At 62.2% G+C, this 18,349-nt stretch carries 15 protein-coding genes; 9 read left to right on the top strand and 6 right to left on the bottom strand.

Annotated features, from left to right (window positions below; genetic code table 11):
• The first annotated feature begins 2 nt into the window (after positions 1-2).
• Both EDF70_RS14130 and EDF70_RS14135 read left to right on the top strand, forming a co-directional pair.
• Positions 3-1,451, top strand: coding sequence for an HlyD family efflux transporter periplasmic adaptor subunit (locus EDF70_RS14130; RefSeq protein ID WP_132274424.1), 1,449 nt, complete (start codon positions 3-5; stop codon positions 1,449-1,451).
• A complete protein-coding gene (locus EDF70_RS14135) occupies positions 1,448-3,646 on the top strand; it encodes a biotin/lipoyl-binding protein (RefSeq protein ID WP_245519167.1) in 2,199 nt (732 codons plus the stop codon). Before EDF70_RS14130 ends, EDF70_RS14135 begins: the two co-directional genes overlap by 4 nt.
• On the opposite strand, the gene EDF70_RS14140 is transcribed toward EDF70_RS14135, so the two are convergent.
• The 3 genes from EDF70_RS14140 to EDF70_RS14150 form a co-directional block, all read right to left on the bottom strand.
• The gene (locus EDF70_RS14140; protein WP_132274427.1) at positions 3,641-4,333 is read right to left on the bottom strand and encodes a response regulator transcription factor; all 693 of its coding nucleotides are present in this window, start codon (positions 4,331-4,333) and stop codon (positions 3,641-3,643) included. The two genes, EDF70_RS14135 and EDF70_RS14140, sit on opposite strands and share 6 nt — an antisense overlap.
• Positions 4,330-7,026: a sensor histidine kinase KdpD gene (locus EDF70_RS14145; protein ID WP_132274430.1), complete on the bottom strand. Its 2,697-nt coding sequence runs from the start codon at positions 7,024-7,026 to the stop codon at positions 4,330-4,332. Before EDF70_RS14145 ends, EDF70_RS14140 begins: the two co-directional genes overlap by 4 nt.
• A 147-nt stretch (positions 7,027-7,173) precedes the next feature.
• Positions 7,174-8,334 (bottom strand): amidohydrolase, encoded by a 1,161-nt coding sequence (locus EDF70_RS14150; RefSeq protein WP_132275843.1) that lies wholly within the window; start codon positions 8,332-8,334, stop codon positions 7,174-7,176.
• A gap of 230 nt (positions 8,335-8,564) precedes the next feature.
• On the opposite strand from EDF70_RS14150, the gene EDF70_RS14155 reads away from it, so the two are divergent.
• From EDF70_RS14155 to EDF70_RS14165, 3 genes are all read left to right on the top strand, one after another.
• A complete protein-coding gene (locus EDF70_RS14155; protein WP_245519206.1) occupies positions 8,565-10,046 on the top strand; it encodes a carboxypeptidase in 1,482 nt (493 codons plus the stop codon).
• Positions 10,047-10,577: 531 nt separating this feature from the next.
• A complete protein-coding gene (locus EDF70_RS14160) occupies positions 10,578-11,546 on the top strand; it encodes a phosphoglycerate dehydrogenase (RefSeq protein ID WP_132274436.1) in 969 nt (322 codons plus the stop codon).
• The gene (locus tag EDF70_RS14165) at positions 11,543-12,592 is read left to right on the top strand and encodes an Ldh family oxidoreductase (protein ID WP_132274439.1); all 1,050 of its coding nucleotides are present in this window, start codon (positions 11,543-11,545) and stop codon (positions 12,590-12,592) included. The genes EDF70_RS14160 and EDF70_RS14165 overlap by 4 nt, the downstream gene beginning before the upstream one ends.
• A 12-nt stretch (positions 12,593-12,604) precedes the next feature.
• Here EDF70_RS14165 and EDF70_RS14170 read toward each other — a convergent pair whose 3' ends face one another.
• Positions 12,605-13,522, bottom strand: coding sequence for a LysR family transcriptional regulator (locus EDF70_RS14170; RefSeq protein ID WP_132274443.1), 918 nt, complete (start codon positions 13,520-13,522; stop codon positions 12,605-12,607).
• A 97-nt stretch (positions 13,523-13,619) separates the two neighbouring features.
• On the opposite strand from EDF70_RS14170, the gene EDF70_RS14175 reads away from it, so the two are divergent.
• A complete protein-coding gene (locus tag EDF70_RS14175; RefSeq protein WP_132274445.1) occupies positions 13,620-14,498 on the top strand; it encodes an aldo/keto reductase family oxidoreductase in 879 nt (292 codons plus the stop codon).
• A gap of 42 nt (positions 14,499-14,540) precedes the next feature.
• On the opposite strand, the gene EDF70_RS14180 is transcribed toward EDF70_RS14175, so the two are convergent.
• On the bottom strand, positions 14,541-14,780 hold the full coding sequence (locus EDF70_RS14180; RefSeq protein ID WP_132274448.1) for a hypothetical protein: 240 nt from the start codon (positions 14,778-14,780) through the stop codon (positions 14,541-14,543).
• Complete coding sequence (locus EDF70_RS14185) at positions 14,780-15,055, bottom strand: hypothetical protein (protein ID WP_132274451.1); 276 nt, start codon at positions 15,053-15,055, stop codon at positions 14,780-14,782. The genes EDF70_RS14180 and EDF70_RS14185 overlap by 1 nt, the downstream gene beginning before the upstream one ends.
• Before the next feature lie 260 nt (positions 15,056-15,315).
• On the opposite strand from EDF70_RS14185, the gene EDF70_RS14190 reads away from it, so the two are divergent.
• From EDF70_RS14190 to EDF70_RS14200, 3 genes are all read left to right on the top strand, one after another.
• Complete coding sequence (locus tag EDF70_RS14190) at positions 15,316-16,017, top strand: L,D-transpeptidase (RefSeq protein ID WP_132274453.1); 702 nt, start codon at positions 15,316-15,318, stop codon at positions 16,015-16,017.
• A 79-nt stretch (positions 16,018-16,096) separates the two neighbouring features.
• Entirely contained in the window at positions 16,097-16,954 is an 858-nt protein-coding gene (locus tag EDF70_RS14195) for a MurR/RpiR family transcriptional regulator (RefSeq protein ID WP_132274455.1), read from the top strand.
• A gap of 81 nt (positions 16,955-17,035) precedes the next feature.
• A complete protein-coding gene (locus EDF70_RS14200; RefSeq protein WP_132274458.1) occupies positions 17,036-18,148 on the top strand; it encodes an ABC transporter substrate-binding protein in 1,113 nt (370 codons plus the stop codon).
• Positions 18,149-18,349 lie beyond the last annotated feature (201 nt).

Consider the following 18,349-nt stretch of genomic DNA (forward strand, 5'->3'; position numbering starts at 1 on the left):
CCATGGAATTCAAGATCACGCCGCAGAACGATCCGCCCGGCCGGGATAGCGCGCCAACTATCGGCCCTGTACGGCAGCAGAGCGGCAATGCCGGCACAGTGCGAGGCACCGCCGCGCCGGCCAATGCCGATGCCAACTCCAAAGGTCTCGATCTGCTTTTGAAGGTGGAGGCGGAAGCACGGCAGGCTGAGACGGTTGGTGAACTGGCGTTTCTGATTGCCAACGAGACCATGCGCCTGACCCGCTGCCGGCAGGTGTTTGTGCTGCAGGGGCGCTCCGACGTCTTCACCGTGGGGGCAGCCAGTTCGATCGGCGCAGTGGACCGCAATTCGCCGCGCATCCGCTGGGTCGAGGCGATCATTGCCGACCTGCAAAAGGCGCCGGGACTGGGCGCCCCCCGCGTGTTCAACCTGCCGGCCCATTGCCCGCCCGGTGATGCAGAGCACAAGAGCTTTCCCTATCGCTTCATGAACTGGCAGCAGTTTGCGCTGCGCGACGGCAAGGTTTTCGGCGGTATGCTGCTGGCGCGCGAAACGGCGTGGAGCGAGATGGACAGTCTCATTTCCCGACGTCTGGCCGATACCTATGCGCATGCCTGGGCGGCGCTGACCGGCGAGCGAAAACTGCGGCGGCGGCTGAAGATCAAGCCGCTTCTCGCCGCGGCCGCCATCGGCACCATCGCGCTTGCCTTCGTGCCGGTGCCGATGACCGTGCTGGCACCGGCTGCGGTGGCACCGATCGCGCCGGCAGTAATTTCCGCGCCGCTCGACGGCGTCATCGACGCCATCCTCGTCAGCCCCGACCAGAGGGTGGCGAAGGGTGAGCGGCTGGTGCAGATGTCCGACGTGGTGCTGCGCAACGAACTGGCCGTTGCCGAACAGGATGTGCGGGTGGCGCAGGCCAAGCTGATGCAGGTGACGCAGGGCGCGGTTTCCGATCCGCGGCTGCGTGCGGAACTGGCGGTCACCCGCAGCGAGGTGGCCGTCGCCGCCGCCAAACGCGACTACGCCCGCGACATGCTGGAGCGCTCGGACATTCGTGCGCCGGTGGATGGCGTGGCGATCTATACCGACAAACGCGACTGGATCGGCCGGCCGGTGACGACCGGCGAGCGCATCATGGAAGTGGCCGATCCTTCGCGCATGCAGTTGCGCATCGATGTGCCGGTGGCCGATGCGATTGCCGTGGCGCCTGGGGCAAGCGTGCGCGCCTTCCTCGATTCCGATCCGCTGCGACCGGCAAAAGCGACGGTGGTTTCGGCCTCGTTCGAGGCGCGCATGGTGGAAGGCGACAAGCTCGCCTATCGCATCTACGCAGAACTGGAGGATCAGCCGAAGAGCATGCGTCTCGGCATTCGTGGCACGGCGCAGATTTATGGCGACCGGGTGTTTCTTGGCTATTACCTGTTCCGCAAGCCGATCGCGCTGATGCGGCAGAAGTTCGGGTTATGACGGCCGCGCCGCAAACCATGACACTGCCCGCCGGCACACAGATGCTGGCGGGCGGCAAAGGTCCTCCGGGCGTGCCGCAGGAAATACCGCTGCCGCCGATCCGCGAGGATCTGCAGATCACCAAGGGCGGCACCAGCTATTCCGGCGCGCCGACATGGGTCGTGCTCGATCCGCTGCGCAACAAGTTCTTCCGCATCACCTACGAGATGTTCCAGATCCTGTCCTTGTGGAATGCGGCGCGCACCGTCTCCAACCTGATCAAGGCGGTCGACACGCGCTTCGGCAACACGCTTTCCGGTGAGGATATCGTTTCTATCATCCGCATGCTGGAACAGAACATGCTGCTCTCGCAGCCCGCCACCAGTTCATGGCGCAGCCTGCATGCCCGCGCCAACCAGAAACATTCGTGGTTCATGCGGCTGATCCACAATTACCTGTTCTTCAAGGTCCCGCTGGTGCGGCCCGACAGGTTCATCCGCGCCACATGGCCGAGTGTTTCGCTGCTGTTCAGCCGCGGTTTCGCCATTGTCACGCTGATCGCGGCAGCGTTCGGCCTCTATCTCGTTTCTCGGCAATGGGAGGATTTCATCGGCACCTTCCCTTACGTCTTCTCTCTCGAAGGCGCGGTGATTTCGGTCGTGTCGATCATCTTCATCAAATGCCTGCACGAACTCGGCCACGCTTATGTGGCGCATCGCTATGGCTGTCGTGTGCCGACCATCGGCATCGCCTTCATGGTGATGGTGCCGCTGCTTTACACCGATGTCAGCGATGCCTGGAAACTGCGCTCAAGGCGGCAGCGGCTGAGGATCGATTCCGCCGGCATCATGGTGGAACTGACGGTCGCCTCGTTTGCGGTTCTGCTCTGGGCGTTTCTGCCGGATGGCGTGTTGCGCAGCGCCGTGTTCGTGCTGGCCGCGACCGGGTGGATCATGAGCCTGATCGTCAACCTCAACCCGTTCATGCGGTTCGACGGTTATTACATGTTCGCCGACCTGCTGGGCGTGGAAAACCTGCAGCCCCGCGCCTTCCGGCACATGCGCTGGCGGCTGCGCGAATTCCTGTTCTGTCCGCATTACGCCCCGCCAGAAGCCTTTCCGCGGCGGCTCGATGCGACCCTGACGATCTATGCGGTGGCGACCGCCGTCTACCGGATCGTGCTTTATCTCGGCATTGCCCTTCTCGTGTACCACTTCGCGGTCAAGATCGTGGGTATCATGCTGTTTGCCGTCGAAATCGGCTTTTTCATCATCCGGCCCGTCTGGATGGAAGTGAAAGAATGGTGGTCCATGCGTAACGACATCCTTGCCAGCCGACGAACCTATGTCAGCGCCAGCGTTTTTCTCGGGCTGATCGTGCTCGCCTTCCTGCCGCTTTCCACACAGGTCAGCGCCCCGGCCATGGTTCTGCCGCGCGAATTCGTGCGGCTTTACCCGCAGGAACCCGGAAGGGTGGAAACGATCGCCGTCACCAAGGGCCAGTCGGTCAAGGCCGGCGATATCCTGTTCGTCATCGACGCACCGGCGGTGGAGCAGGAAATGCGGATCGTGGCGGAGGAGATCAAGCTTGCAGAGCGCCGGCTTGCCCGCGTTGGCGCCAATCCGGAAGACCTCGCCGCCCGCAGTGTCATCGAAAGCCAGCTCGGCGGGCTTTCCGCCCGGGCCGAGGGACTGGCAGAGCGCGAAGGGCAGTTGACGGTGCGCGCACCGTTTGATGGCCGCATCAACGATATCAACCCCGACATCCACGAAGGCCAATGGGTTTCGCGCGCGGATCAGCTTGCCTTCCTCTCCTCGACAGCCGGAACCGTGGTGCGCGGTTATGTGGGCGGCAATGAAGGACGGCGGCTGGCGCAGCAGGCGGGCGGATGGTTCGTGCCCGACGATGTCAGCGAGCCGCGCCTGCCGATTTCGCTGACGGCGCTTGCCCAATCCGGTGCCCGCGAGATCGACATTCCGCAACTGACCTCGCATTTCGGCGGCGCGATCGCCGTGCATCCGCCAAGTGGGGGGCGACGCCAGACACTGGCGCCCGTCACCGCCGAATATGGCGTGACGGCCGACGTGATCGGCACGACTGAGTTGCCGCAACGATCGCTGCAGGGCGTGATGGTGCTGGATGCCACAGGCGAAAGTTTTGCCGCCGCGGCCTGGCGCCGTGTGGTGACGGTCGTGCTCCGCGAGGCGGGACTATAAGCCTTCCTGCAGCCGATACCCGACACCGGTTTCGGTGAGAATATACTTTGGCTGATCCGGCGCCTGCTCGATCTTCTGGCGCAACTGGCGCACATAAACGCGCAGATATTGCACATCGGTCGGCTCGCCCCAGACATGTTCCAGCAGAAAGCGATGCGTCAGAACCTTGCCGGCATGCTGCACGAGCACGCGCAGAATATCGTATTCCTTCGGCGACAGTTTCACCTCATTGCCGGCGACCTTGACGATGCGCTTGACCAGATCGACCATCAGTTCGCCCGTCTGGAACACCGGTTTTTCGCCCTGCGTCTGCAGCCGGTGACGCAGAGCCACGCGAATGCGCGCGACCAATTCGTTCATGCCAAAGGGTTTGGTGATGTAATCATCCGCTCCCAGTTCCAGCGCCTTGACGATGCCGGCCTCATCGGTGCGGCTCGACAGGATGACGATCGGCAGGTCCAGCCCTTCGGCCCGCCATTTTGCCAGCAGATCATGGCCGGACATGTCCGGCAGGCCGAGATCGAGCAGGATCAGGTCGGGTTTGTCAGTCTTGGCGAGTTCGATCGCCACCTTGCCGTTCATCGCTTCGCTGATGGCGTAATCCTGCGAGGACAGGCCGACCCGCAACAGTTTTCTGATCGGTGGCTCGTCATCGACGATGAGGATGCGGACAGCAGATTGCATCACTTGGTCTCCTCTGGGATCAGCCGCGGCGATGCCGCCGGCAGGCTGATCGTAAACATGGCGCCGGAGCGATCCGTGCGATTGGCCGCCTTGATGCGCCCGCCCATGGCCTCAATGAAACCACGGCAGATGGACAGGCCAAGGCCGGTGCCCGCACGCACGAAATCGCCCTTGCGGACGCGATAAAAACTGTCGAAAATGCGTTCCAGATCATCGGCAGGAATACCGTGACCTTCATCGACCACCGCAATCTGGACCGCCTCGCCATCCGACCAGCCGCGAATTTCGATCGTCGTCTGATCCGCCGAATATTTGGCGGCATTGTCGATCAGGTTGAACAGGACCTGTTCGAGCAGCACGGCATCGACCTTCACCATCGGCAGATCCGGCGGGATCGATACGCGGATGCGATGATCCGAGGCGATCTTGGCGGCGCGGCTGAGTGCGGTGCCGACGATATCGCCGGCAAAATGCAGGGCGGAATTCGGCTCCATCGTGCCGGAGCCGAGGCGGGTCATATCCAGCAGATTGCCGATGAAACGGTTGAGCCGTTCGGATTCGTCGATCACGGTTGAAAGCAGGTCCAGCCGCGCCTCGTCATCGAGGTTGGCGTGAAAATCCTTGAGCGTGCCGGCAGAGCCCATGATGGAGGCGAGCGGCGTTTTCAGATCATGCGAGATGGAACTGAGCAGCGCGCTGCGCAGACGGTCGGTCTCCGCAGCCAGGCGGGCACGGTCGACATCCGACACCAGTTGCACGCGCTCGATGGCCAAGGCTGCCTGATCGGCCAGCGCATCGAACAGGCGTTGCTGTTCCGGCGTCAAAAGCGGCCCCTGCCGATCATTGTCGAGACCGATGACACCAACCGCGCCGCGGCCGCTGCTGAGCGGCAGATAAAGGCGTTTTGCCCCCGGCAACGTATCGGCGGCCCGGCCGGCCGGGCGGTTGTGCTCCCAGGCCCATCTGGCAGCCGCGATATCGGCATCGACAAGCGTATCATCCGGCGGATAACCGGCCTTGACGGTGATCTCACCCGCTTCCGGCAGCAGGATGACCACACGCACTTTCAGCATCGACGCGATCTGGAAGGCGGTGGCCCACAGCACGTCGTCCAGCGTGCCGGTACCGGCCAGTTTGCGCGAAAAGAGATAAAGGTCTTCGGTCGTCTTGGCCCTCTGGCGCGCGGCGGCCGCCTGACGTTGCACGGCGGCGGCAAGGTTGCTCGCCACCAGCGCCACACCGAGAAAGAACACCAGCGCCACCACACTTTCCGGATCACGGACGGTGAAATTGTAGCGCGGCTCGAGGAAGAAGAAGTTGAAGGAAAGGGCGGCCAGAACCGAGGCATAGATGCCCCCCGCCAAGCCGCCCTGAACGGCGGCGGCCAGAACGGCCATGAGAAAAACGAGCGCGAGGTTCTGCACCGCCAGTATCTTGTCCAGCAACGTGCCGACACCGACCGCCAGCGCAACGAAGACGGTGCTGCCGAGATAGGGCAACAGCTTGAATGGTGTTGGCGGTGCGGCGGTGCGCACGCCGCTCGACGGGCCATCCGCCTGCCGGCCGGAAATGACATGGACACTGATATCGCCGGCATATCGGACGAGATCCTGCGTCACCGACCCCTGCCACATTTCCACAAGCCGCGATTTTGCCGAGCGGCCGATGACGATGTGCGTGAAATTGTTGGCGCCGGCATAAGCGACGATTTCGGCCGCCACCCGCGAGGCCGGCAAGGTCACGGTTTCGGCGCCGAGTTGTTCGGCCAGCCGCATCGTGGCGGCGAGCCGGCTCTTGTCCTCTTCGCGGTGCATGGCATCGCGGGGCGTTTCCAGATGCAGTGCCGCCCATGGGGCGCGCAACCGGTCGGCCTGACGGCGGGCATACCGCACCAGACCCGGACCATCGCTGCCATGATCGAGACAGACCAGCACCCGCTCACCCGCCGCCCATGGACCGGAAATGGCATGCGCGCGCATGTGGTTGAGCAACTGATCATCGACCCGCTGGGCGGTGCGCCTCAACGCCAGTTCACGCAGGGCCGTCAGGTTGCCGGGCGAAAAATAGTTCTCCGTCGCCCGTTTGGCGGTCTTCGGCATGTAGACCTTGCCATCATGAAGGCGCTTGATCAGATCGTCCGGCGTGATGTCGATGATCTCGATATCGTCGGCGCGGTCGATCACCGAATCCGGCACGGTTTCGCGCACACGGATACGGGTGATCTGCGCCACCACATCGTTGAGGCTTTCGACATGCTGGACATTGAGCGTGGTATAGACATCGATACCGCGCGACAGCAGTTCCAGCACATCGAGATAACGCTTCGGGTGGCGGCTTTCCGGTGCGTTGGTGTGGGCCAGTTCATCGACCAGAACCAGCGCCGGCTTGCGCGCCAGCACGGCATCGAGATCCATCTCGTCCAGCGTCTGGCCGCGATAATCGATGATCCGGCGCGGGATGATTTCAAAACCCTCGACCAGCGCCATGGTTTCCTGCCGGCCATGGGTTTCGACCACGCCGATGACGACATCGACGCCATCAGCCTGCCGGGCGCGGCCGGACATCAGCATCTCATAGGTCTTGCCGACGCCGGGGGCGGCCCCGAGAAAAATCTTCAGGCGGCCACGACCTTCCTGCGCCGCGCGTTCAAGAAGCGCTTCCGGGGACGGGCGTCGGTCGCCGTCATCGAGTGCCATCAAAGATCTCCGGCATGCCGATCTCCGGCGCGCCTCAAGGAATTGCTGTGTTCAACCCGCAATAAATGGCCCGGCGGCGATAGGAAAGCGAGTGGGTGGTGGAGGCAAACATATAGGAATTTTATATATGTTTGCCTCCTTCAGACCCTAGCCCAGAATATCCCGGATGGTGCGCAGAAAGATGCGCGAACCGGTGTCGATCAGTTCATCGGGAAAGTCGTAATCCGGGTTGTGCAGGCGCGGATGGTTTTCGCCGGCGCCGAGGAAAAACATCGCCGATTTCGAGACGTGGCCGAACAGGCCGAAATCTTCCGATCCCTTCATCGGCACGAAACCGTCGCCGTCATCATAGGGAACGTTTTCCGCATCCATGGCCGCCTTCAGGTAGGCAACGGCGGTCTCATCGTTTTCGCAATGGTGAAAGACGTCATGATAGGTGATGCCGAGGTGAAGGCCGGCAGGCAAGGCCACGCTTTCCGCCAGCTCCTCGGCCTGGGCAACGAGAGCCGCCATGCGGGCGTCGTGCAGCGTGCGCAAGGTCACCCAGATTTCCGCATATCCGGGGGCGATGCCGAAAGCGGGTTCGCCGATGCGGGCATGGGTGAGCGTGACCAGCGAAAAATCGGGACCGACATGGCTGTTGCGGTTGGCACCGAGGCCAGGCAGTTCGGCGATCAGTTTTGCAGCGGCTGGCGCCGGCGATGTGCCGTCTTCCGGCATCGAGGCATGCGCCGTCTTGCCGGTCAGTTCGATGCGCATGCCGCGCGAGGCACAATTGACATGGCCGGCCATCAGCGCCACGTGGCTGAGTGGACGGCCCGGCATGTTGTGCAGCGAGAACGAGAAATCCGGCTTGAGCGCCGCAAATTTCGGATCAGCGATGACGGCGGCGGCACCGGCACCGTTTTCCTCTGCCGGCTGGAACATCAGAATGACGCGGCCCTTTTGCGGGCGCTGGCGGCCGAGTGCACGGGCAACGGCGAGAAGCGTGGTCATGTGGCCATCATGGCCGCAGAGATGGCCCTTGCCGACAATCTCCGACTTATAGGGAAGATCCGTGAGCTCCTCGATCGGCAGTGCATCGAGTTCGCAGCGCACCAGCACGCTCGGCCCTGGCTCCCTGCCCTGATAAACGGCGGCAACGCCATGGCCGCCGATGCCGGTAACGATCTCTTCCGGTGCGGTGGCGGAAAGCGCCTCGGCGATCAGCTTTGCCGTCTCGATTTCCTCGCCGGAAAGCTCCGGCTGGCGGTGAAGACGATGGCGAAAATCACGCAGGTCCTCGAATTCCGCTTGTGTCAGATACATCATTCCGCCTCTCAGGTTTTGCAGTCTTTTATCGATGACTATACCTGCGCCGTGAGGCTTTCAATGCGCTTGTGGCGGTCTTTCATGACGCAGCGATCAAGCCAAGTTGAGTTTCCTTAACGGCGCTGCGACCTACATTCGCCATGCCCGACAGGAAATGCTGGAGAAGACCCTTGTCCCATCGCCTTGCCCTTCGTTTTGCCGCCGCCACCACCGCCGTGCTGCTCACCATGACCGCTCCGGCATGGGCGCAAGAGCCGCCGCCGGAACGCGGGCAGAAGGAAACGGCGCAGGAGAACGAACCGGCCTCATCCGGCATTTTCAGCCTGATTCCTGCGGATTCCACGACCGACCACGTGCTGAAAACCGGCGATACCGAGCTGCCCTATACGGCTACCGCCGGCACGATTGACCTGATCGGCCAGGACGGCAACCGAACGGCCAAGATTTTCTACACCGCCTATGTCGCCAAGGATCGCAAGCCGGGCCGGCCGCTGACCTTTGCCTTCAATGGCGGGCCGGGGGCGGCCTCGGCCTATCTGCATATGGGGCTGATCGGGCCAAAGGTGCTGGAATTCGGCGAGACGGGCGACAATGGCACGATGCCGTTGCTGAGCGACAATCCCGACAGCTGGCTCGCCTTTACCGATCTCGTGCTGATCGATCCCGTCGGTACCGGTTGGAGCCGCGCGACCAGCGACGAGGCGGCCGGCAATTTTTACAAGGTGCGGCAGGATGCCGAAAGCCTTGCCAAGGCGATTGCGCTTTATACCCAGCGCAACGACCGGCTGGATGCGCCAAAGTATCTGCTGGGCGAAAGTTATGGCGGCTTTCGCGCGGCCAAAGTGGCGGCGGCGTTGAAGGACAGCCAGAGTATTCTGGTCTCCGGCATCGTCATGCTGTCGCCGCTGCTGGAGGGACGGTTCGTCGGCAATTCAGACGATCCGCTCACCGCCGCCCTGCAACTACCGTCGCTGGCCGCCGCCGAGATGGAACGGCACGGTACGTTTACCCCCAGCGGGCTGAAGGAGGCCGAGAGCTTTGCCATGGGCGCCTATCTCACCTCGCTTGCCGGCGCGCGGCCATCGGGTGCAGCGGCGGACGGGCTGTATAGCCGGCTGGCCGGCATGACCGGCATTCCCAAGGACGCCATCGCCCGAAGCCGTGGTTTCCTCGGTGACATTTATGCCAAGCAGATGGCGGGCGCGGGCAAGGTGGTGAGCCCGTATGATGCCGCCTATTCCGTGGCGGATGCCTATCCGGAAGCGCCCTACAGCCAGAACGACGACCCGATCCTCGACGGTTACACACGCGCATATGGCTCCGCCTTTGCGGCCTATGCCCGCAACACGCTCGGTTTCAAAACGGAGATGACCTATTCGCTGCTGAATACCGAGGTGAACCGCCGCTGGGAATGGAACGGCAATCGCGGCGGTGACGCGCGGGCGCTGGCCAGCGTTTCCAACGATCTGCGCGATCTCCTGTCCGTCATCCCGTCCTTCAGGCTGCTGATCGCCCATGGTTATAGCGATGCGCTGACGCCCTATGGCGCCAGTCGATATGTGATCGACCACCTGCCGCCGGAACTCGCGGGCGGCCGGGCCGCGCTGAAGGTCTATCGCGGCGGGCATATGTTCTACACGAAAATCCCGTCGCGGCAGGCGATGGCGGAGGATGCACGCGCCTTCTACGAGGCGAAGGCCACCGATTGAGCGAGTGCGCCGCTTGCGGCCGGATGCAGGTGGGAAAATTGCCACGATGGCGTTTTGATGCGTCGATTCAGAATAAGTTGTAAAATTATTTTGCAAAAGTTGTCTGAAATGATCTTCCGCAGGCAGAGGAGGACAGAGAGATGACCAAGACGCAGCGGGCGAAACGACATCCAATAAAATCATCATTATAACAGATGATTACCAGCCAAAACGTCCTCTTTAACATGCAAGGTCGCATGCAAAATCTCCATCACAAGCCATAGTCTATAACTTTTTTGCCAATTTCAATTGACAACTACCCCTCACCGCGCGATGTCTTGGAGGCTGTCGTCTGCGGGGAGGAGTCTCGCGGCGACCATGCGGGAGAGACAATGGCGCGACGCGCCGGCAGAGCCTTTTACCACCACCGACCGATCTTTCCCGCAGCATGATTTCAGGCCTGCCCTCATGGGCCGGTGAAGAGACGATCGGGAGAGACATGAACACCAGCATTCCGTTTTGTACCGTCCTCAATCGCCGACGGTGGCGCGCATGAGCATCGTCATCGCCACCACCTCGCCCGGTTTCGGCCGTCACTGCCGCCTGCCACAGATACTGGAAGAAACCGGCTGGGAGATCATCCGCTGCGTCGACACGGCGCTTGCTGATGGCGGACTGTCGAAACATATTGAACGCGCAGATTTTCTGGTTGCCGGCCTGACCTCGGTCACCGCCGAGAGCATTGCCCATGCGCCGAAACTGCGCGCCGTCCTCAAACACGGCGTCGGCACGGACAGCGTCGATATCGCCGCCTGCACAGCACGCGGCCTGCCGGTCACCAATACGCCGGCGGCCAATGCCAATGCGGTGGCGGAGCTTGCGGTAGGCCTGATGTTTGCGCTCGCCCGCAACATTGCGCAGGGCCATATAAGTGTCGTTTCCGGTGGCTGGGATCGTCGTCCCGGCGTCGAGATTTCCGGAAAAACGCTCGGCATTGTCGGGCTTGGCAATATCGGCAAACTGCTGGCGAAAAAGGCGATCGGCCTCGGCATGACGGTGGTTGCCTCCGACCTCTACCCTGACCGCGCCTTCATGGCCGAGCACGGGATCGAACTGCTAGAACTCGATGCATTGCTGGCACGCGCGGACTATGTTTCGCTGCATGTGTTTGGTGGCGCCGGCAATGCCGCGCTGATCGATGCGGAAAAACTGGCACTGATGAAACCGACTGCCTGCCTCCTTAATCTCGCGCGTGGCGAAGTGGTGGACAATGATGCGCTGGCGGCAGCCATTGGCGACGGGCGCTTGAAGGGCGCGGGCATCGACGCCTTTGTTACCGAACCGCCGGATGTGTCGCATCCGCTGTTCAAGCTGCCGGGCGTGGTTTTCACGCCGCATAGCGGTGCCGACAGTCTCGAAGCTTTTGAAAATGTTGGCCTTATGGTGATCAGCGACATTCAGGATTTCATTGCCGGCAACCGCCCTGCCCGCGTGCTCAACAAGGAGGTTTATGACCGATGACCGAACCCCGTTACGCCGCTGGCGATCTTTTGGCCCTTGCCCGCTCGCTATTCACCAAGGCCGGACTTGAGACGGAAAAGGCCGAAGCCGTTGCCACCTATCTGGTCGAGGCAGACCTGATGGGCCATTCCACCCACGGGCTTGCGCTGGCCGGCTGGTACCTGCAGGGCATTGCCGATGGCGTGGTCACCAAGGCCGGAACCTATGACGTCGTCAGCGACAAGGGACCGGCCGTGTGCTGGAATGGCAACCGGCTGCCCGGCGCATGGCTGACATCGGAAGCGGTAAAACTCGCCGTCGAGCGCGCCGAAAAATTTGGCACCGCCACCGTGGTCATCGCCAACAGCCACCATATCGGCGCGCTGGCCGCCTATCTGGAACTGGCGACATCCAAAGGCATGCTGGTATCCGTCGCCTCGTCCTCGCCATCTGGCGGACAGGTGGCGCCGTTCGGTGGTCTGAAGGGCGTTTATACGCCGAACCCGGTCGCCTATGGCATTCCCACACCGGATGGGCCGATGCTGATCGACATTTCCGCCTCGATCACCACCAACAACATGTCGCAGCGACTGATCCGCGAAGGCCGGCAATACGAACATGACTGGCTGATGGATGCGCAGGGCAATCCTTCGCGTGACCCCAAAGTGCTGGATCAGGGCGGCTCGCTGCTGCCGACCGGTGGCTTCGACCACGGCCAGAAGGGATATGGCATGGCGCTGCAGGTGGAGGCGATCACGCAAGGACTGGCCGGTTATGGCCGCGCCGACGCGCCGAAAGGCACCAATGCAGCCGTCACCGTGCAGGTCTGGGACCCGGAGGCTTTTGGCGGGCGCGACGCGTTTCTGCGCCAGACCGGCTGGCTGGCCGATGCCTGCCACGCCACCCCGCCGCGACCGGGCGTCAATCGCGTGCGCTTGCCCGGCGAGGCAGCGCTTGGCCGCAAGAAGACGGCCTTGGCGGATGGCGTGGCGCTTTACCCGACCATCATCGGCTCCATCGAGCCACACGCCGAACGGCTGGGCGTCACCATGCCAAAACCGATCTGAGATGGCACGGCCTCACGTCGATAGGCGTGAGGCCGAACCCTTGATGAAATCGATGAAGGCGCGAAGCGGCGCCGGCACCAGACGCCGGCCCGAATAATACAGAAACGGCCCGGGAAAGCGCTGGCTCCACGGCTCCAGAACCTCCTCCAGCGCGCCGCTGTCCAGATGCGGTTTCAGCCAGCCATCGAACAGATAGATGATGCCGCTTCCGGCCACCGCTGCCTCGACCGCAAGATCGATGGCGCCGCCGGACTGGACGATCAGCGGCCCGGTGGGATCGACGCGGATGATCTCCGCATCCCTTTCGAATTCCCACGGCCCCATCATTGCACCGCTGGCAAAACGCCCGCGCATGCAGGCGTGATCCAGCAGATCGCGCGGATGCTGCGGCCGGCCGTGACGTTCGAAATAGGCGGGCGAAGCGGCTGCGACAAAACGCTGGACACGCGGGCCGATCGGCACCGCAATCATGTCCTGCTCCAGCCGCTCATCATAACGGATACCGGCATCGCAACCGGCAGCGATGATATCGACAAAACTGTCCTCGCTGATGATTTCCAGCCGGATATCCGGATATGCGGCGAGAAAACCCGGCACGATGGCGGGCAGGACCAGCCTTGCGGCGCTGACCGGCACATTGATGCGCAGCACGCCGGTGGGGCTGTCGCGATAGCCGTTGACCACGTCGAGCGCCGTTTCGACCTCTGCCAGCGCCGGCCCCAGACGCTCCAGCAGGCCTCTGCCCGCTTCTGTCGGCACGACGCTGCGGGTGGTGCGGTTCAAAAGCCGCACGCCGAGCTGCGTTTCCAGCCGCCGCACCGCCTCGCTTAAGCCAGACGCACTGTAACCGCTGCTACGGGCGGCATCACGAAATCCGCCGGCACGCGCCACCGCAACAAAGGCATTGAGATCACCGAGATCGGTTTTCATTGTTCGAAATCCTGCACAACTCGTGCCGATTATATCCGGTTATCGCGCGAACCGACAGGGCCTATCTTCGTTTCACCCAACACCAAGGAGAACGATCATGACCAATATCGACAAGGCCGGCACCTACACACTCGGCGACCGGACAGTGAAGCGGCTCGGCTACGGCGCCATGCAGCTTGCCGGCAAGGGTGTTTTCGGCCCGCCGAAGGATCATGACGCGGCCATCGCCGTGCTGCGGGAGGTGATAGAAAGCGGCGTGAACCATATCGACACCAGCGATTTTTATGGCCCGCATGTCACCAACAAGCTGATCAAGGAAGCGCTGCATCCCTACACGGATGATCTCGTCATCGTCACCAAGATCGGCGCGCGTCGTGGCGAAGATGCATCCTGGCTGCCGGCCTTTTCGGCGCAGGAACTGGAACAGGCTGTCCACGACAACCTCAAAAACCTCGGCCTCGATGTCATCGATGTCGTCAATCTGCGCCTGATGTTCGGCGTGCATGGTCCGGCGGAAGGGTCGCTTGAAGCGCCGCTGACGGCGCTGGCCGAGTTGCAGCGCAAGGGTCTTGTTCGCCATATCGGCCTCAGCAACATAACCCCGACACAGCTTGCCGAAGGCCGCCGCATCGCCGACATCGTCTGCGTACAGAACGCGTATAATCTGGCACATCGCGATGACGATGCACTGATTGACGATCTCGCCCGTGACGGCATCGCCTATGTGCCGTTCTTCCCGCTTGGCGGTTTCAGCCCGCTGCAATCCTCGACGCTCTCGGATGTCGCAACCCGCCTTGGGGCAACGCCGATGCAGGTGGCGCTGGCATGGCTGCTGAAGCGCTCGCCGAACATCCTGCTGATCCCCGGCACGTCGTCGGTCGGGCACCTGCGCGAAAACCTGGCGGTAACGGATGTTGAGCTGTCTGACGACGTGATGGCCGAACTGGATGGCGTGGCGGCAATCAAGGCCGCTTGAGTTTCAGCCGAAAAGGGCCTCTCCTGCGGGAGGGGCCCACATTCAAGCGCTGTAAATCGCCTGCAGCCTCGCCAGATCGGCGACCTTCAACTCGATCGGATCAGCGCCGTCACGCGACGGCTTGAGCCATGCGATGGCCTCCGCCACTGCCGTCGCATGGGGTTCCGGATAACCGCCGAGACCGATTGCCCACTGGCGGACGATCTCGCGATCCATACGGCCGTTGGCGTAACGGTCATGCACGGCCCGCGCCGACTGGATCAGGTCATCGACACGTTTCATCAATGCACCGCCGGTTCGGGATCCTCGCCGCCGAAGAAGGAACGGATGCCATCGCGCTCGACGGTGGCCAGAAACTCCTCGAAAGCCTCGCGGTCGGTGGCAAAAGGCTCTTCCCAGCTCGTCAGGTCGTCCTCTTCGGTGATGACTTCGAGAATCCAGTCGTTCTGTGTGCCGGCCGGACGATAGATATCGACGAGGACAGTCACGTCATCCTCGGTGAACTCGCCCGCCAGCTCGGAGCGTTCCATCTCGGGTTCGTCGGGTTCGTTCGTCATGTCGTCTTCCATTGGTTTCATCCCTTCAGACCGGGAATGTTTGAGATATACCGGCTTGGCGCCGGTTTCCACAGCTTGCGCGCAACACAGCCACGCCTCACACAGGCTTTTTGTCGCGATTGCCGCAAGCGTGGCATATTTGCCGAGCTTTTCAGCAACGGCATGGAAATGCCGCCAATGTGATGGCCACCAGCTTGTCCGCCGCAAAGCGCCGGTTCAGAACGGATCATCATTGTTTCCAAGAGATTCCGTACCCTCCCATGACCACCGAACTTCAACTGTCGCGGCGCGCCTTCGTCATCGGCTCCGCCGCCATGACAGCCACTCTTGCAGGCTGCGCCACCAGCACAGGCCCGAAAAACGTGCCTGTTCCAGAACAGGTGCGCCGCCCGATCGTTCCGGCAACGGAAGCCGAATTGCAGGCGCGCTATGCTGCCATTTCGGATGGCGGCCACCAGATCCCGGCCATACCCTACCAGCAGATCGACCCGAAATATTATCGCCAGCGCGTCATCGACCCGACCGGCGAAACGCCCGGCACGGTCGTCGTCGCCACACCCGACCGTTTTCTCTACGTGGTAGAGCCCGGCGGCACGGCCATGCGCTACGGTGTCGGCATCGGCCGTGACGGTTTTGCCTGGCAGGGCGAAGGCGTCATTCACTGGCGCCAGCCCTGGCCGCGGTGGAAGCCGCCCGCCGACATGATTGCCCGCCAGCCCGGCCTTTCCCGTTTCTCCGTCGAAAACGGCGGCATGGATCCGGGCGTCAAGAACCCGCTCGGTGCGCGTGCGCTTTACATCTTCCAGAACAATCAGGACACACTTTACCGCCTGCACGGTTCGCCGGAATGGCAGTCGATCGGCAAGGCCACCTCTTCCGGCTGTGTGCGCCTGATCAATCAGGATGTCATCGATCTTTACACGCGCGTACCCTATCACGCCCGGATCGTCGTGCATCAATAGGCTCGCGGCTTGCCGTGAACGTTGATTTTGTTGCCGTGCCGGGCTAGCCCGATTGGCAGATAAATAGCGGGCACGGCAAATGGCGAAAGATAGCGTTCACACAGCACTGGTCGAGCGTGTTCAGGCTGTCGCCGGCAGCCTGACAGCGACCGAGCAGAAGCTGATTTCCGAACTGATGCGGGCGCCGCGTGAAGTGGCGATCGGCACCTCGAGCGAATTTGCCGCCCGGCTGGGCGTGCATGAGGCAACGACATCTCGCCTTGCCCGCAAGCTGGGTTTTGCCTCCTACAGCGAATTTCGAGACGAGCTGCGCCGAGAATTCCTGAAAGTCGCCGATCCGGCCGAGCGCATTTCCGCGACGCTGAACGACGCCCGCGCGCAAGGGTTTCTGCCGCTGCTGGTGGCCAGCGAAATGGCTGCTCTTGCCGGCATGACCGACCACATTACCGATGCCCGCATTCTGGACGCGGCCGACAAGCTCGATTGCCGGCGCGTGTTCATCTACGGACACGGCAATGCCGAAGTTTTGTCGGTGCTGATGGAGCGCCGCCTGCGCCGGCTCGGCATCGACAGCCATCCGCTTTCGGGCAGCCCGCGCGATCTGGCGGAGCAGATGCTGACGCTCTCCGGAGACGACGCACTTCTCATCTTCGCCTTCCGCCGCCAGCCGCCGGATTACGAGCGGCTGATGCAGGTGGCGACCGACATGCAGGCACGAACCGTGGTGATTTCCGGCACGATCGGCCCGTCGCTGACGCCGAGCCCGGATGTGCTGCTGTCTGCCCCCCGCGCCGGCATGCCCGACAGCTTTCAGACGCTGACCGTGCCGATGGCCATCTGCAATGCCATTATCCTGGCGCTTGCTGAAAGGCGGGGGCCGGACGCACTTGCCACGCTCGACCGGCTGGGCAGCCTGATTGCAAAGTTCGAGGCATGACTTGCAAGTAAACTTGCACGTCACAAAACTGTAGCAAGGAAACATTACAAACGGCTCAGACCCAACAACGGAGCCACTTCCATGCGCCGCATTCTTACCACTGCCGCCGCGTTTCTGATGACGACGGCTGCCTTCGCCCAGGAACTTGATAACAAGAGCACTGCCGACCTGCTGCCGCAGGCCAAACAGGAAGGCAAGGTAACGGTCTACGCGTTTACGAGCCGCATCGGTCGCGTCGAAAAGGCATTTGAAGCCGCTTATCCAGGCATCGATATGGTGACGTTCGACATGTCATCGACCGAGCAGATCGCCCGCATCAAGAGCGAGGCGCAGGCCGGTCTTCCCGGCGCCGACGTGATCTACATTTCCGATGCTCCGGTGGTGCTGACCGAACTTTTTGCCAACAAGCTGGTCGCACCTTATGTGCCGCCGCGGGTGGCCGGTGATCTGGCTGACCAGTTCAAATCGCCGCTTCTGGCCCAGCGCCTGTCCACCAAGGTTCTGATGTATAACGAAGAAGCCCATCCGAACGGCTCGCCGGTCAAGAACCTGTGGGACCTGACCAAGCCGGAATGGAAGGGCCGCGTCATCATGGTCGATCCGCTGCAGCGCGGTGACTATCTCGACCTGATGACCGAGATCGTTCTGAAATCCGACGAGATGGCGACGGCTTACGAAGCCGCCTTCGGCAAGAAGATCGAGCTGACCGACGGCAATCATAACGCCGGCCAGCAGTTCATCACCAACCTGTTTGCCAACGACCTCGTTCTGGTCGGCTCGACCGACGATGTGAACAAGGCAATCGGCGCCAAGGGCCAGGACAAGCCACCGATCGGCTTCACCAGCTATTCCGACCGTCGCGACAATGAGGATGAAGGCTGGGCCTTGCAGGTGGCAAACGACGTGGCGCCTTCCAACGGCATCGTTTTCCCGGCGCTTCTGGCCCTGAACCCGAAGCCCGCCAGCCCTGCCGCTGCCCGTCTCGCCGTCGACTTCATGATGGGTGACGAGACGGAAACCGGTGGTGACGGCTTCAAACCCTTCTACGTGGCCGGCGACTGGGCAACCCGCGCCGACATCAAGCCGCACAAGGATGCCATTCCGCTCGCCGACTTCAAGGGCTGGCAGATGGCACCGGCCGAGACGGCGAAGATCCGGGCAGAGGTGGCGGATTTTATCCTCGCACTGCAGTAGCAGGCCTATGGGGTTGGTTCACCGTAACGAGCCCCTCACCAACAAAATCTACGACTTAGCTTTGCTAAGGCCGTGATTTTGTATCCTCTCCCACAAGGGGAGAGGTCGATGGATGCCCTCACCGCGGATTACCTCTCCCCTTGCGGGAGAGGAAGCAATTTCAACTCTTAGCGCAGCTAAGTGTTAGAAATTGCAGGTGAG

Origin of the sequence: Neorhizobium sp. JUb45, assembly GCF_004343585.1 — a bacterium.
In the GTDB taxonomy this organism is placed as follows: domain Bacteria; phylum Pseudomonadota; class Alphaproteobacteria; order Rhizobiales; family Rhizobiaceae; genus Neorhizobium.